The sequence below is a fragment of the Alkalilimnicola ehrlichii MLHE-1 genome, from assembly GCF_000014785.1.
Classification (GTDB): Bacteria; Pseudomonadota; Gammaproteobacteria; order Nitrococcales; family Halorhodospiraceae; genus Alkalilimnicola; species Alkalilimnicola ehrlichii.
Map to the genome: position 1 here is coordinate 1,275,289 of NC_008340.1, position 13,826 is coordinate 1,289,114.

At 69.1% G+C, this 13,826-nt stretch carries 10 protein-coding genes; 3 read left to right on the forward strand and 7 right to left on the reverse strand.

What is annotated here, in order from left to right; genetic code table 11:
- Complete coding sequence (locus tag MLG_RS05595) at positions 1 to 804, forward strand: ABC transporter permease (RefSeq protein WP_011628840.1); 804 nt, start codon at positions 1 to 3, stop codon at positions 802 to 804.
- 21 nt (positions 805 to 825) lie between these two features.
- Here MLG_RS05595 and MLG_RS15845 read toward each other — a convergent pair whose 3' ends face one another.
- From MLG_RS15845 to lexA, 3 genes are all read right to left on the reverse strand, one after another.
- Positions 826 to 2,139 carry a Y-family DNA polymerase gene (locus tag MLG_RS15845; RefSeq protein ID WP_011628841.1) on the reverse strand — a complete coding sequence of 438 codons (1,314 nt, stop codon included), beginning with the start codon at positions 2,137 to 2,139 and terminating at the stop codon, positions 826 to 828.
- A 38-nt stretch (positions 2,140 to 2,177) separates the two neighbouring features.
- The gene (gene imuA / locus MLG_RS05605) at positions 2,178 to 2,990 is read right to left on the reverse strand and encodes a translesion DNA synthesis-associated protein ImuA (RefSeq protein ID WP_041717925.1); all 813 of its coding nucleotides are present in this window, start codon (positions 2,988 to 2,990) and stop codon (positions 2,178 to 2,180) included.
- Between the two features lie 76 nt (positions 2,991 to 3,066).
- The gene (gene lexA / locus MLG_RS05610; protein WP_011628843.1) at positions 3,067 to 3,693 is read right to left on the reverse strand and encodes a transcriptional repressor LexA; all 627 of its coding nucleotides are present in this window, start codon (positions 3,691 to 3,693) and stop codon (positions 3,067 to 3,069) included.
- Positions 3,694 to 3,897: 204 nt separating this feature from the next.
- On the opposite strand from lexA, the gene relA reads away from it, so the two are divergent.
- Complete coding sequence (relA, locus tag MLG_RS05615) at positions 3,898 to 6,105, forward strand: GTP diphosphokinase (protein ID WP_011628844.1); 2,208 nt, start codon at positions 3,898 to 3,900, stop codon at positions 6,103 to 6,105.
- A gap of 43 nt (positions 6,106 to 6,148) precedes the next feature.
- On the opposite strand, the gene MLG_RS05620 is transcribed toward relA, so the two are convergent.
- Positions 6,149 to 8,062: a methyl-accepting chemotaxis protein gene (locus MLG_RS05620; protein ID WP_011628845.1), complete on the reverse strand. Its 1,914-nt coding sequence runs from the start codon at positions 8,060 to 8,062 to the stop codon at positions 6,149 to 6,151.
- 254 nt (positions 8,063 to 8,316) lie between these two features.
- Between MLG_RS05620 and MLG_RS05625 the strand changes: the two genes are divergently transcribed.
- Positions 8,317 to 10,407 (forward strand): sensor domain-containing protein, encoded by a 2,091-nt coding sequence (locus MLG_RS05625; RefSeq protein ID WP_011628846.1) that lies wholly within the window; start codon positions 8,317 to 8,319, stop codon positions 10,405 to 10,407.
- A gap of 22 nt (positions 10,408 to 10,429) precedes the next feature.
- Here MLG_RS05625 and MLG_RS05630 read toward each other — a convergent pair whose 3' ends face one another.
- From MLG_RS05630 to MLG_RS05640, 3 genes are read right to left on the reverse strand one after another with little or no spacing between them, the layout of a single operon-like run.
- Positions 10,430 to 11,515, reverse strand: coding sequence for an ABC transporter ATP-binding protein (locus MLG_RS05630; RefSeq protein ID WP_011628847.1), 1,086 nt, complete (start codon positions 11,513 to 11,515; stop codon positions 10,430 to 10,432).
- Positions 11,516 to 11,517: 2 nt separating this feature from the next.
- Complete coding sequence (gene argF, locus MLG_RS05635; protein WP_011628848.1) at positions 11,518 to 12,429, reverse strand: ornithine carbamoyltransferase; 912 nt, start codon at positions 12,427 to 12,429, stop codon at positions 11,518 to 11,520.
- Between the two features lie 22 nt (positions 12,430 to 12,451).
- The gene (locus MLG_RS05640) at positions 12,452 to 13,636 is read right to left on the reverse strand and encodes an aspartate aminotransferase family protein (RefSeq protein WP_011628849.1); all 1,185 of its coding nucleotides are present in this window, start codon (positions 13,634 to 13,636) and stop codon (positions 12,452 to 12,454) included.
- Positions 13,637 to 13,826 lie beyond the last annotated feature (190 nt).

Here is a 13,826-nt window from a genome sequence, read left to right on the forward strand (position 1 = left end):
ATGGACGGACGCGCGCGCGACGACATCACCCGGGGGCTGCGGCCGCGGCCCAGCCTGCGGTTCATCCCAGTCTGGCGGCGCAACGTGCGGGTCTGGCGCAAGCTGATGGTGCCCTCCATCCTGGGCAATTTCGGCGAGCCGCTGCTCTACCTGCTGGCCCTGGGCTACGGCTTTGGGCGGCTGGTGGGCGAGGTGAATGGCCTGCCCTATATGGTCTTTCTGGCCTCGGGCATCGTTTGCTCCAGTGCCATGACCACGGCCAGCTTTGAGGCCATGTACTCCGCCTATACCCGGTTCTCCCAGCAGCAGACCTGGACGGCCATGCTGGGGGCGCCGCTGACGGTGGATGACATTGTGCTCGGTGAGGTGGCGTGGGGGGCCACCAAGGCCCTGATGAGCGCCACGGCCATCCTGGTGGTGGCCTCGCTGCTGGGGCTGGTGGCCGATGCGCGCGCGGTGCTGGCCCTGCCGGTGGTGTTGCTGACCGGCTTCTGTTTCGCGGCCATGGCCATGGTGGTCACTGCGCTGGCGCGCAGCTACGACTTCTTCCTTTACTACTTTACGCTGGTGATCACCCCCATGCTGCTGCTCTCCGGGGTGTTCTTTCCCCTGGAGGCCCTGCCACAGGCGGTGGTTGCCGGTGCCTGGTGCCTGCCACTGGCGCACGCGGTGGCGCTGGTGCGGCCGTTGGTCATCGGCGAGTGGCCGGGCCTGGTTCTGGTGCACCTGGGGGTGATTGCGGTGTACGCCCTGGCAGGGTTGTCCCTGGCCACGTGGCTGCTGCGGCGCCGGATCATGAACTAGGGCGGGCTCCGGCCGGGCGGCTCAGCCGAACAGGCCGTGCAGGAACCAGCGCCGGCGGCCACGGCGCTCGCGGAAGATCCACAGGCGGGCGCCGTCATGGTCGCGGGCCACGTAGTAGTCGCGGGCCACGTCGGCGCCGTCCCACCAGCCGCTCTCGATGCGCTCCGGCCCCCGCTCCAGGATCAGCGGGCCGCGGCAGACCGGCTGGCCCTGCTGCTGGCCGAGGATGCGCGGCCGCTCCAACAGCCAGGTGGGGCGGGGTTTCTGGGGGGCGGCGGCACCGGCCTGGCCCGGTGGCACCCGGCGCCAGGCCCGTTCCGGGCGGTGCTCCGGATGCACCGCCAGCCCGTGGGCGCGGGTCTCGCCCAGGCGTGCGGTCAGTCGCTCCAGCAGCACCCGCATGGGGTGATGATCGTGGGCGGCGCGAGTGCCGGGCAGGGCCTCCGGCTCGGGCCGCAGGGGTTGGATGTCCTCGGCCAGCAGTGTGATCGCCTGTACCGGGGCGGCCAGCGGCTCCCGGGCCAGGCGTTCGCCAGCCACCCGCAGCAGACGCTCCGGGTCGCGGTCCGGCTCCGTCAGGCCGACGGTCAGCCGACTGGCGGGGCGGTGGAGGTGCTCCAGCACCAGCTCAAAGCGGGGGACACCGGCGTCCAGGCCGCGCAGCAGGCCCTGCAGTTCGTGCAGCAGCCGTTCCAGCAGGGGCAGCAGAGGGGTGAGGTTGTCCGTCTCCCGCACCAGTTCCCGGCGGCCCCGGTAGCGGGCCGGCGGCCGCCATTCGGGCAGCGGTTCGGGGCGGTGGCCCAGGGCCTGGTCCAGTTGCTGGTGGAGCGCCGGACCCAGACGACGGGCCAGTTCCCGGCGGGGCAGGGCCAGACAGTCGCCCAGGCGGCGCAGGCCCAGACCGTGCAGGGCCTGATGCTGGCGCGGTTCCAGGTCCAGCACCGCGAGGGGCAGCGGATCCAGGGCCTGGCGCAGGGCCTCGGGGCTCTGGAGGATCCGCTGTTGCCCGCAGCGCGCCAGCCAACAGGCCCCCCGGGGCGTGGGCGCCACCGCCCGCCGGGCCGTCCGGTCCAGCCGGCGCAGTCCGGTGTCAATCCTGGACAGCAGGGCCTGGAGGCCGCCGAATAGGTTCAGGCTGGCACCAATCTCCAGCACCAGCGTGGCCGGCGGCCAGGGGCAGACCCGGCTGCTGTACTGGTAGGCCCAGGCCGCCAGGTTTTCGAGGGGGTCGTCGGCCCCCTGATCGGCGGTCGCCCTGCACGCCCCCGTTGCCGGGGGCGTGCAGGGCGACTCGGGCAGGGCCTGGTCGGGCAGGTGGAGGGCCAGCCACAGCATCGCGGCATCTCCATGGCCGGGGCTGGGGCCGGCCCGGCTTAGTGGCGCTCCCCGTCCAGGGGAAGACCCAGTTGGGAGCGGTTACGGCCGCGACGGGCGCGGTGGGGGTGCAGGGGGGTCACGGTGGCCGGGGGGCGGCGGCGCGGTGCCGTATTGGCGGCCGGCCGGTGCGTCCGGGTGGGCTGTCGGGGAGTGGCGTTGAGCGGGGCTTCCCCGTCCCGTGCCGGCAGCGGCACGGGGTGGTCCAGCGCCAGGGTGAGCTGCTGGCGGCCACCGCCGCGGCATTTGAAGATATCCAGCCGGTTACCGCCGGCATCCTGGCTGAGGGTGAGTCGCAGGGCGGCGGGGGAGGGCTGGGCGGCCTGTTGCAGATCGCGGAAGAGGACGCCCCAGGCATCCCCGGATTCGGCGGCCAGTTGCAGCCGGCGCAGGGCGGCGGTGTCCAGTGGCCCCGGCCAGGCCAGCACGGCGCTGCAGGTGCCGGAGCGCAGGGCCTGCTCCACCGCCCACAGCCCCTCCTGGTCGGTGCGGGGGTGGACCAGCAGCAGGTGGCGGAGGTCCACCCCCGCAGCGGCCAGCGCGGGGGCATAGGGCAGGTTGGGTGGGGCGATGAGGACCACCCAGCGCCCGGCACGGCTCAGTCGGGCCAGTGCCGGCAGAACCAGACGCAGTTCACCCACGCCGGTCCGGTCATGGAGGATCTCGGTGAGTGCCCCGGCAGGCCAGCCGCCACCGGGCAACACGGCCTCCAGGGCCGGAAAGCCGGTGGCAAGCCCCCGGGAGGCGTCCGGGTCGCCGGTGGCACGCCAGATATGGGGGTGTTTCAGCAGATTGTCCAGTGCCTCGGTCATGTTGGGCTCCTCGCGCTTGCGATGGTGGCCGTCCCTGGCCAAAGGCGGTCTCGGCTCCATGGACACCGGCTGTGGTTCAGTCCAGCCCCTCGTTGCGGATGACGCCCACGGCGATACCCTCCAGGCTGGCGTCATCGCGGGTGAGGTCCACCTCGATGGTGGGGTAGTCGGGGTTCTCGGCGAGCAGCCGCAGCCGGCTGCCGTGCTGCTCCAGGCGCTTGACGGTGACCTCGTCGTGCAGCCGCATGACCACGATCTGGCCGTTGCGGGCCTCGTGGGTGCGGTGGACCACCAGCAGGTCCCCGTCGAGGATGCCGGCATCGCGCATGCTCATGCCGCGTACCCGCAGCAGGTAGTCGGGCCGGGGTGAGAACAGATGGGTGTCCACCCGGTAATGCCGGTCGATGTGGGCCTCGGCCAGGATGGGGCTGCCGGCGGCCACCCGGCCGACCACGGGCAGGCCGTCACTGTCGTTGGCCGCCGCCTCCTCTGGCAGGTGGATGCCGCGCGAGGTGCCCGGGCGCAGTTCGATGGCCCCCTTGCGGGCCAGGGCCCGGAGGTGGGCCTCGGCGGCATTGGGCGAGCGGAAGCCCAGGGCGCGGCAGATCTCGGCCCGGGTGGGCGGATAGCCGGTGCGCCGGATGTGCCCGCGGATCTGGTCGAGCACCTGCTGCTGTCGGGGTGTGAGCGTGTCGTTTGTCATGATGACTGTAAATTTATACAGTCTTCGCGGCTTGTGCAAGCCTGGGGCGTGGTTGGACCTGCAGACAGTGATGGCCTGGCCCGGCATGCGGCGCTGCCACATGTGCTTGCGCGATGCATGGCGGATAATGGGGTGAACCAAGGGGTGAAAGCGGAGACGGTACAGGTACAATTCACGCCTTATGGACGGCGGATGACGGTGTAAATGGTACATACCGGACTGACACAATTACCCGACGAGGCCCAGCTGGATTACGACAGCTGGGTAGCGCAGCTGCCTGCCCGGCTGGACGAGGACGACCGCCGGGTGCTGGCCGAGGCCTGGCGTCTCGCCGAGGCCGGGTGCAAGTCGGCGCAGCGTCCCACCGGTGACAGCTATTTCGAGCACGGGGTGGCGGTGGCCACCATCCTCTCCGGGTTGAGGCTGGACGCCGCCACCCTGGCCGCCGGCCTGCTGCACGACCTGCCCACCCTGGATGACACCGCCTTGGGCCGTATCCGCAAGCAGCTCGGCGATGACGTGGCCCACCTGGTGGCGGGGGCTTCGCGCATGCAGGACATCTCCCGTTTCCACGACCCGGGCCAGTTGTCCGGTGAATCGGAACGTGCCGAGGGGCTGCGCAAGATGCTGCTGGCCATGGCCTCGGACGTGCGGGTGGTGTTCATTACCCTGGCCGAGCGGCTGCACGACCTGCGCAGCATCCGCGACCTGCCCGAGACGCTGCAGCAGCGCATCGCCCAGGAGACCCGGGACATCTACGCCCCTCTGGCCAATCGCCTGGGCATCTGGCAGCTCAAGTGGGAGTTGGAGGACCTGGCCTTCCGTTACCTGCAGCCCGATGTCTACAAGCAGGTGGCCAAGCTGCTGGCGGAGCGCCGGCTGGACCGCGAGGCCTACATCGAGCGGGTCCGCAGGGAACTGCAGGAGGCCCTGAGGCAGGCCGGAATCGACGCTGAGGTGGTGGGCCGGCCCAAGCATATCTACAGCATCTGGCGGAAGATGCAGCGCAAGGGCCTGCGCTTCGAGGAGCTCTACGACCTGCGCGCCCTACGGGTGCTGGTGGAGGACGTGGGCACCTGTTACGCGGTGCTGGGGGTGGTGCACAGCCTCTGGAAGCACATCCCCAAGGAGTTCGATGACTACATCGCCACGCCCAAGGAGAACAATTACCGCTCCCTGCATACCGCGGTGGTCGGCCCCGAGGGCAAGACCCTGGAGGTGCAGATCCGCACCTACGCCATGCACCAGGAGGCGGAACTGGGCATCGCCGCCCATTGGCGCTACAAGGAGGGCGGCCGCCAGGACCGCGATTTTGAACAGAAGATCGCCTGGCTGCGCCAGATCCTGGAGTGGGGGCAGGAGGAGAACGGCGCCGAGGACTTCATCGATCGTTTCAAGGCCGAGGTGTTCGAGGACCGGGTCTACGTCATCACGCCCCAGGGTGACGTGGTGGACCTGCCCCGGGGGGCCACCCCGCTCGATTTTGCCTATCACATCCACTCCGATGTCGGGCATCACTGCCGCGGGGCCAAGGTCAACGGCCGTATGGTCCCGCTGACCCATACCCTCAAGAGCGGCAGTCAGGTGGAGATCATCACCTCACGCTCAGCCACCCCCAGCCGCGACTGGCTCAACCCGTCGCTGGGCTACCTGCGCACCTCCCGGGCGCGGGCCAAGGCCAGGGCCTGGTTCCGCCAGCAGGATCACGACAAGAACGTCCAGGCCGGACGTAACATCCTCGACCGGGAGCTCCACCGGCTGGGGCTGCAGGACGTGCCCTTGGACGAGCTGGCGCAGAAGACCCGCTTCCGCCGGCTGGAGGAGTTCCTGGCGGCACTGGGGCGCGGTGATATCACGGCCGGTCAGATCGCCAGCATCGTCGGCGAGCGGGTATTGCCCCGGCCCGAGGGCGAGGAACCGTTGCAGGTCAGCCGCAAGCGCAGCACCGTCTCCAGCACGGGCGGTGACGAGGTGACCATCTACGGGGTGGACAACCTGCTGACCCGGCTGGCCCGCTGCTGCACGCCCGCGCCCGGTGACCCCATCATCGGCTTCCTAACCCGGGGCCGCGGCGTGACCATTCACCGCCGGGACTGCCCCGAGGTGGGCCGTGCTCGCTCCGATGCGCCGGAACGGCTGATCGATGTCACCTGGACCGATCCGGGGGGCAAGCGTTACCCGGTGAATATCATCATCCACACGCCGGATCTCCAGAGGGCCCTGCGCGACGTCTCCAAGGTGCTGACCAATGAGCAGATCCGACTGCTGGGGATCAACACCCAGTCGGATTCCCGCGGTGAGCACGCCTCGCTGGATCTGTCACTGGAGGTGGCGGACGTCAACCAGATGAGCCGCCTGATGAACCGCATCGGCAGTCTGCCCCACGTGCAGGACGTGCACCGCAAGGGCTGATACGCCGGCCCCCGGAGCCCCGGAGGCCGGGCTGGTTCCGGACTCAGGTCCTGAAGCGCCCCACCAGTTGCTGTAGCTGGCTGGCGAGTTGGGCGAGCTGATCGCTGGCAGTGGCGCTCTCCTGCACGGAGCGCCCGGTATCCTCGGCCACATCCTTGATGTGGGTGATATTCCGGTTGATGTCCTCGCTGACGGCCGATTGCTCCTCCACCGCGCTGGCGATCTGGGTGGCCATGTCGTTGATCTGACTGACCGAGGCGGCCACCTCTTCGAGGGTGGAGCCGGTGCGTGCCGAGGCCTGGACACCCTCGCGGGCCTGCTGGCGGCTCTCCTCCATGACCGAGACGGCCTGGCTGGTGCCCGACTGCAGCCGTTCGATCATCTCTTCGATCTCGCCCACCGATTGCTGGGTACGGGCGGCGAGGCTGCGCACCTCGTCCGCCACCACCGAGAAGCCGCGGCCGTGTTCGCCGGCGCGCGCCGCCTCGATGGAGGCGTTGAGGGCGAGCAGGTTGGTCTGATCGGAGATCTCCCGGATGACGTCCAGCACCGAGCCAATGTGCTCGCCTTCCTCGGCCAGCTTCTCGATCACCTGCGCCGCGGCCTGGACCTCCTCGGCGAGCTGATCGATGGCCTCCATGGAGCCGTGTACCACCTGGCGACCGTCCTCCGCCTTACTGGCGGTCCCATGGGCCAGATCGGCGGCCTCCTGGGTGGTGCGGGCAATCTCGGCCACGGTGGAGGTCATCTCGTTCATGGCGGTGGCCACCTGGGTGGTGTCGTCCTGCTGGCGCTGCGTGCCGTCCTGGGTCTGCCGGGCAATGGTGGCCATCTGCTCGGAGGCGGCGGCGATCTGGGTGGTCGCCTCGGCGGTCTCACGCACGAGCTTGCGGATCTTGTCCACGAAGCGGTTGAAGGCGGTGGCCAGCTCGGCCATCTCGTCACGGCCGGAGTCGTCCAGATGCCGGGTGAGGTCGCCATCACCCTGGGCGATGTCGTTCAGGTGGCCGACAGTGGCGCGGATGGGACGGACGATGCCGCGGGCGAGCCAGAAGGCCACCGCCAGCCCGACCAGAATGCCGATCAGGGCTATCCCACCGGCCTGGAGGGCGGTGTTGCGCAGGGTGGCGGCGTAGAAGCTGCGGTCCATGCCGATCTCCACAACCGCGATGCGGTCGCCGGAGAAGTCGTGGATCGGCCGTGCCTCCGTGGCGTAAGGCACCCCGTTGCGTTCCGTGTCGCCACGCGCCTCGTCGCCGGTCCAGGCCCGGTGGAGCATGCCCTGGCTGACCAGCGACTGACCGCGCAGGGTGCTGGCCAAGACCTGGAAGCCATCCTCCTGACGGGTATAGATGGAGAGCTCCACCCCGAATTCCTCGGCGAAGCGGTCCACGAACTGCTGTCCCAGGTCGATGCCAAACTCCACGGCACCGACGTGGTTCCCGTCCAGATCGGCGACCGGGCTCACCCCGCGGATTCCGATCCCCAGCACGCCCCCCTCCAGGCCGCGCACCGTGGTGGCCGCCTCGTTGGCAGTGACAATGGTCTTGCGGACCTCCGACAGGTCGTCGCCGTACCGGTCGGGCCGGTGAAAGCGGAAAAAGGAGGTGGCCGGCGGCTCATGAAACTGGAACTGGAACAGCCCGTACGCCTCGGCGTTGGCGTCGTACATGGGCTGGAGCATGTTCACCAGGTAGTCGCGGTCGCGCCGCGCGAAGGCCGCACGGACCTGTGGGATGTGCGCCATCAGCGAGGCATAGCTCTCGGCCATCCGGGCATCGTCGGCGATCTCCGTCTCCAGCGCCCGGTAGACATGGTCCAGCTCCCGCTGTTCGGCCTGCTCCACCAGTGCTCCGGTGCGCCAGATGAACAGCGCTGAGAAGAGCGCCACGCCCACCACGGTCAGCGTGGCCACTGAGAGCGTCAGACGGCTGCTGATCTTGAGATTATTGAGCACGGAACCCCCTTTGCTTCCCGCGTGTCCATGCGGCGTGCCCGACCTCTGGGCTGCGTACTGCCGCTCGGTAGAGTGTGTTGGCTATCCCCTGTATCGGACGGGGGGGCGGGAAGTTGAGTCGTCGTCAAAAACCATTCGTAGAATAGTTATATTGCCGACGTCACCCGGTTTTGACAAACTGGCTCCCCTACCAAGGAACTAATATGTTGTCACTATCATGCGGGACATCTCCGCACTGCATGCCGGGGGGGGCGATGCGGGAACAGTTGCTGGAGAGCCTGGCCGAGGGGGTCTTCAGCGTGGATGCCGAAGGCAACTTCACCTTTCTCAACCGGGCCGCCTGCCGGCTGCTCGGCTTGGCCGACGAGCAGGTGGCATTGCGCGCCAATCACCAGGAGTGGGCCCTGCACAGCGGGCCCGACAGTCAGCCGTTGCCGCCCCGCTCCTCGCCCATCGATCAGGTGCTGCGCACGGGGTGCGTCCTGAAGGGCTGCGAGTTGCGGTTCCGGCATAGTGACGGCCATCCCGTGCCGGTCCTGGTCAACGCTGCGCCCCTGTATGGCGAGGAGGGGCGTATCGCCGGGGCGGTGGTCTCGTTTCAGGATGTCCGCGAGCGTCAGGTGGCCCGGGAGGCCTTGGAACGCAGGGAGGCGGAGCTGGCGGAGGCGCAACAGATCGCGCACTTGGGAAGCTGGGTCTCGGACTTCGTGCGCAACGAGATCCGTTGGTCGGATGAGGTCTACCGGATCTTCGGCCTGACCCCGGGGGAATGGGGCGGAACCGAGGCCGCCTTTATGGAGGCGGTGCATCCGGAGGACCGGGCCCGGGTGCGCCAGGCCATCGATGAGTCGATGCGGCCGAACGGCCCGCCCTATGACATCGAGCACCGTATCCAGCGGCCCGACGGCAGTGTCCGAATCGTGCATCAGAAAGGCACCGTGGCCTTCGACGCCGACGGTCGCCCGCTGCGCATGGCCGGGGTGGTGCACGACATTACGGAGATGCGCGAGGCGGAGCGCCGGCTGCAGTACCTTTCCCATCACGACGTGCTCACCGAGCTGCCCAATCGCACCCTGTTCCAGATCCGCCTGCGTCAGGCGATCAGCGAGGCGCAGGCGGAGAAGGGGTGTTTTGCTCTGGTGCACATCGGCCTGGATCGGTTCCGGAGCGTTAACGAGGGAGTGGGCCACCATGCCGGCGATCAGGTCCTGCAGCAGGTGGCGCGCCGGTTGGAGGCGTGTCTGCGCCCCGGCGAGACCCTGGCCCGACTCGGGGGGGATGAGTTCGCCGTCCTGCTGGCCGGCGCCGGTGATGATGCCGAGGTGGCGGCCGGCGTGGACCGGCTGCTGGCGCCGCTGCAGGAACTCTTCCGGGTCGGTGAGGACGAGTTCTACGTGCCCGGCTCCGCGGGTGTCGCACTCTACCCTCATGACTGCAGCAGTCCCGGAGAGCTGATGCAGCGGGCCGAGGCCGCCATGCATCGGGCCAAGCAGGAGGAAAGCACTCGCTTGGCGTACTACTCCGCGGAGATGAACCAGCGGGCACGGGCCCGGGTGGCCCTGGAGAGCCGTCTGCGCCGGGCAGTGGACCGCATGGAGGGATTCTATCTCGATTACCAGCCCCGGGTGGAGACGGCCACCGGACGTATCATTGGCTTGGAGGCCCTGTTGCGTTGGCGGGAGGGGGAGGGGCCGGTCCATTCACCGGCGACCTTCGTCCCGGTATTGGAGCAGACCGGCCTGATCATGGAATTGGGCGAGTGGATCGTCGGCGAGGCCTGCCGTCAGGCCCGGGCCTGGCGACAGGCGGGCCTGCCGCCTGTGCAACTGGCGGTCAACCTGGCGGCGCCCCAGTTCCGGGACCCGGCGATGCCGGGGATTATCGAGGGCGCTCTCGGGGAGGCGGGGCTGCCCCCGGGCAACCTGGAGCTGGAGGTGACCGAGAGCATGCTGATGCGGGAGGTCACCTCGGTCATCGATACCCTCGGGCAGTTCCGCGATATGGGGGTGCGGGTTGCGATGGACGACTTCGGCACCGGCTACTCCTCGCTTGCCTACCTGCGCCGCTTCCCGATTGACGTGCTCAAGATCGACCGTTCCTTTGTCAACGACCTGTACGCCGACGAGAGTGGGGCGGCCATCATCCGCACCATCCTGAGCCTGGCGGACAACCTGGGCATGGAATCGGTGGCGGAGGGGGTGGAACGGCCGGAACAGCACGCCTTCCTGTGCCGTGAGGGGTGCCACGCTGTTCAGGGGTATCTCTTCTCCCGGCCGGCCTCTCCTGAGGTCTGTGCCCGCATGCTCCGCCGGGGGCGTCTTTCGTTCGAAGGCGGGGGCGGATGAGGCCGGTCCCTGCCTTGGCGGGTTACTCCTCCTCGCGACGGAAGGCGACCAGGTGCTGGGCATCGATGCGGATGCCCACGTCGGTGCCTTCGGGGTACACGTCGTGACTGGGGGCCAGCGCTAGCACCTGCCGCCCGCTTTCCAGGCGCAGGGTGTAGATGGTCTCTGCGCCCTTGAAGGCCCTGTTGGCCACCCGCGCCCTCAGGTGTGATTCCGGCATGAGGCGCACATCGTCCGGCCGCAGCAGGATGTCGACGGCCGTGTCGTTGGGCCAGGGATAGGCGCGGTTGCCGAGCAGCGTGCCCACCTCGGTCTGCAGCCGGTTGTGGTCACGCAGGGTGGCTGGGATGAGCACGCCTTGGCCGATGAACTCGGCCACGAAGCGGGAGGCCGGTTCGTGGTAGAGGTTGTAGGGGGTGTCCCACTGCTCGATGCGCCCGTCCTTGAGCAGGCCGATCACATCGGCCACGGCGAAGGCCTCGTGCTGATCGTGAGTGACCAGGATGGCGGTGACCCCCTGGTCGCGGAAGATGTCGTGCACCTCCCGGGCCAGGCGCTCGCGCAGGTCCACATCGAGGTTGGAGAAGGGTTCATCGAGCAGCACCAGGCGGGGGCGGGGGGCCACCGCACGGATCAGCGAGACCCGCTGCTGTTGTCCGCCGGAGAGTTCATGCGGGTAGCGGGTGCCCATGCCGCGCATATCCACCAGCTCCAACAGCTCATCCGCCCGGGCCCGGCGCTCCGCCCGGGTGTGGTCGCGCAGCCCGAAGGTGATGTTCTCGTAGATGTTCAGGTGGGGGAACAGGGCGTAGTCCTGGAACACCATCCCCAGCCGGCGATTCTCCGGGGGCTGGGTGTAGCCCGGGCGGGAGATGACCTCGCCGGCCAAGCGGATCTCGCCGGCACGCACCGGCTCGAAGCCGGCGATGGCCCGCAGGGCGGTGGTCTTGCCGCAGCCGCTGGGTCCGAGCAGGCACGCCACCTGGCCGCGCCGCAGCCGGAAGCTCAACCCGCGGATGACCGGCTCGTCGTCGTAGCGGCACTCGATGTCGTCCAGCTCAAGGAGGATGTCCTCGTCCTGTCCGTGCACCCTCTCGCCGCTCACCACGCTCACTCCTGTGCCAGCAATAGAAATTCCATCAGGGCCTTATGGGCGTGCAGGCGGTTCTCCGCCTCGTCCCAGACCACGCTCTGCGGGCCGTCGATCACCGAGGCGGACACCTCTTCGCCCCGGTGGGCCGGCAGGCAGTGCATGAACACCGCGTCCTTCGCCGCCAGGCCCATCAGCGCATCGTCCACGCAGAAGCCGGAGAAGGCCTTCATGCGTGCCTTGGCCTCCTCCTCCTGGCCCATGCTGGCCCAGACGTCCGTGGTCACCAAGTGTACCCCCTCCACGGCCTCGCGGGGATCCCGGTGCACGCTGACCCGGTCGCCGCCGGCATGGATCAGGTCCGGGTCGGGGTCATAGCCCTCCGGTACCGCGATCCGCAGTTGAAAGTCCAACTGGCGGGCGGCGTTGATCCAGGAGTGGCACATGTTGTTACCGTCGCCCACCCAGGCCACGGTCCGACCCTGGATGCTGCCCCGATGCGCCTCATAAGCCTGGATGTCGGCCAGCAACTGGCAGGGGTGGAAGCGATCCGACAGACCGTTGATGACCGGGACACGGGAGTACTCGGCAAAGCGCTCCAGCACCTCGTGGCCGTAGGTGCGGATCATGATGATGTCCACCATGCGGGAGAGCACCCGGGCGGTGTCCTCCACCGGCTCGCCGCGCCCGAGCTGGGTGTCCCGGGGCGAGAGGAAGATGGCGCTGCCGCCCAGCTGGTTCATACCGGCCTCGAAGGCCACCCGGGTACGGGTGGAGGATTTCTCGAAGACCATGCCCAGCACCTTGCCGCGCAGCGGTTCGTGCAACTGGCCCTGGTCGCGAATGTGCTTCAGTTCCGAGGCGCGGTGGATGACGCGGCGCAGCTCGTCCGGTGTGAAGTCGAGCAGGGTCAGAAAATGACGCGGATGCATGTGAGTCCTCCCCGGGTGGGGTTCAGGCGCATTCCCTGGTCAGGAATGCCCGGATAAGGTCGGCGACCCCGGAGGCGATGCGGTCGGCCTCCTCGTCGCTGATCACCAGCGGGGGCAGCAGACGTACCACCGAGCCGGCGGTGACGTTGATCAGCAGGCCCTGCTCCAGCGCCTCGGTCACCAGCCCGGCACAGGGCTGCGTGAGCTCGATCCCGATCATCAGGCCCAGGCCGCGGATCTCCCGGACCCCGGAGTGATCGCCCAGCGCCTGCATCAGGCCCTCGCGGATCCGCCGACCCTGGACCGCGGCCCGCTCCGCCAGGCGGTCCTCCTCCAGGGTCTCCAGCACGGCCAGGGCCGCGCGGGCGGCCAGCGGGTTACCGCCGAAGGTGGAGCCGTGGTTCCCGGGGCCGAAGACGCCGCGCGCGGCACCTCCCACCAGACAGGCCCCGATGGGCACCCCGTTGCCCAGGCCCTTGGCCAGGCTGAGCACGTCGGGGCGGATGTTGGCGTGCTGGTAGGCGAACAGCCGGCCGGTGCGGCCCATACCGGTCTGCACTTCGTCCAGCATCAGCAGCCAGTCCTGCTGGTCGCAGAGTTCGCGCAGGCCGGGCAGGTAGTCCGCCGCCGGGGTGCGGACGCCGCCTTCGCCCTGGACCGGCTCCACCAGCACGGCGACGATGTCGTCGTGTTCGCGGGCGGCCCGGCGGGCCGCCTCCAGGTCATCGTAGGGGATGCGCAGAAAGCCCTCCGGAAGCGGTCCGAACCCCTCCTGGGCCGCCGGGTTGCCGGTGGCGGCCAGCGTCCCCAGGGTGCGGCCGTGGAAGGCGTTGTCCATCACCAGGATGCGCGGTCGCTCGATACCCCGCCGGTGGCCGTAGAGCCGGGCGAGCTTGATGGCCGCCTCGTTGGCCTCGGCGCCGGAGTTGCAGAAAAACACCTCGTCCAACCCGGCCACCTGGGTCAGGCGCGCCCCCAGCTGCTCCTGCACCGGAATCCGGTAGAGGTTCGAGGTGTGCAACAGGGTGGCCGCCTGTTCCTGCAGCGCGCGGGTGACCGCCGGGTGGGCGTGGCCCAGCCCGCAGACCGCGATGCCGGACAGGGCGTCCAGGTAGGCGCGCCCCTGGTCGTCCCACAGCCAGGCCCCTTCACCCCGCTCGAAGGCAACGGGCAGGCGCTTGTAAGTGGGCATGAGGGCTTCCAGCATGATCGGGCTCCGCGATGCCAGCGGGCGGCGAGGGCCGCCGGGGAAAAAGGGAGGATTCTAGAGAGGCCCCGGGCGGGGCGCAAGTTGCGTGCAGCCTGTTGGTTGGTCGGACAAATTGCCCAGAGGCCGCGGCGGTGGGCTGAAACACAAAGGCCCCGGTCGATGTGTTCGCCGGGGCCTTTGTGAACGG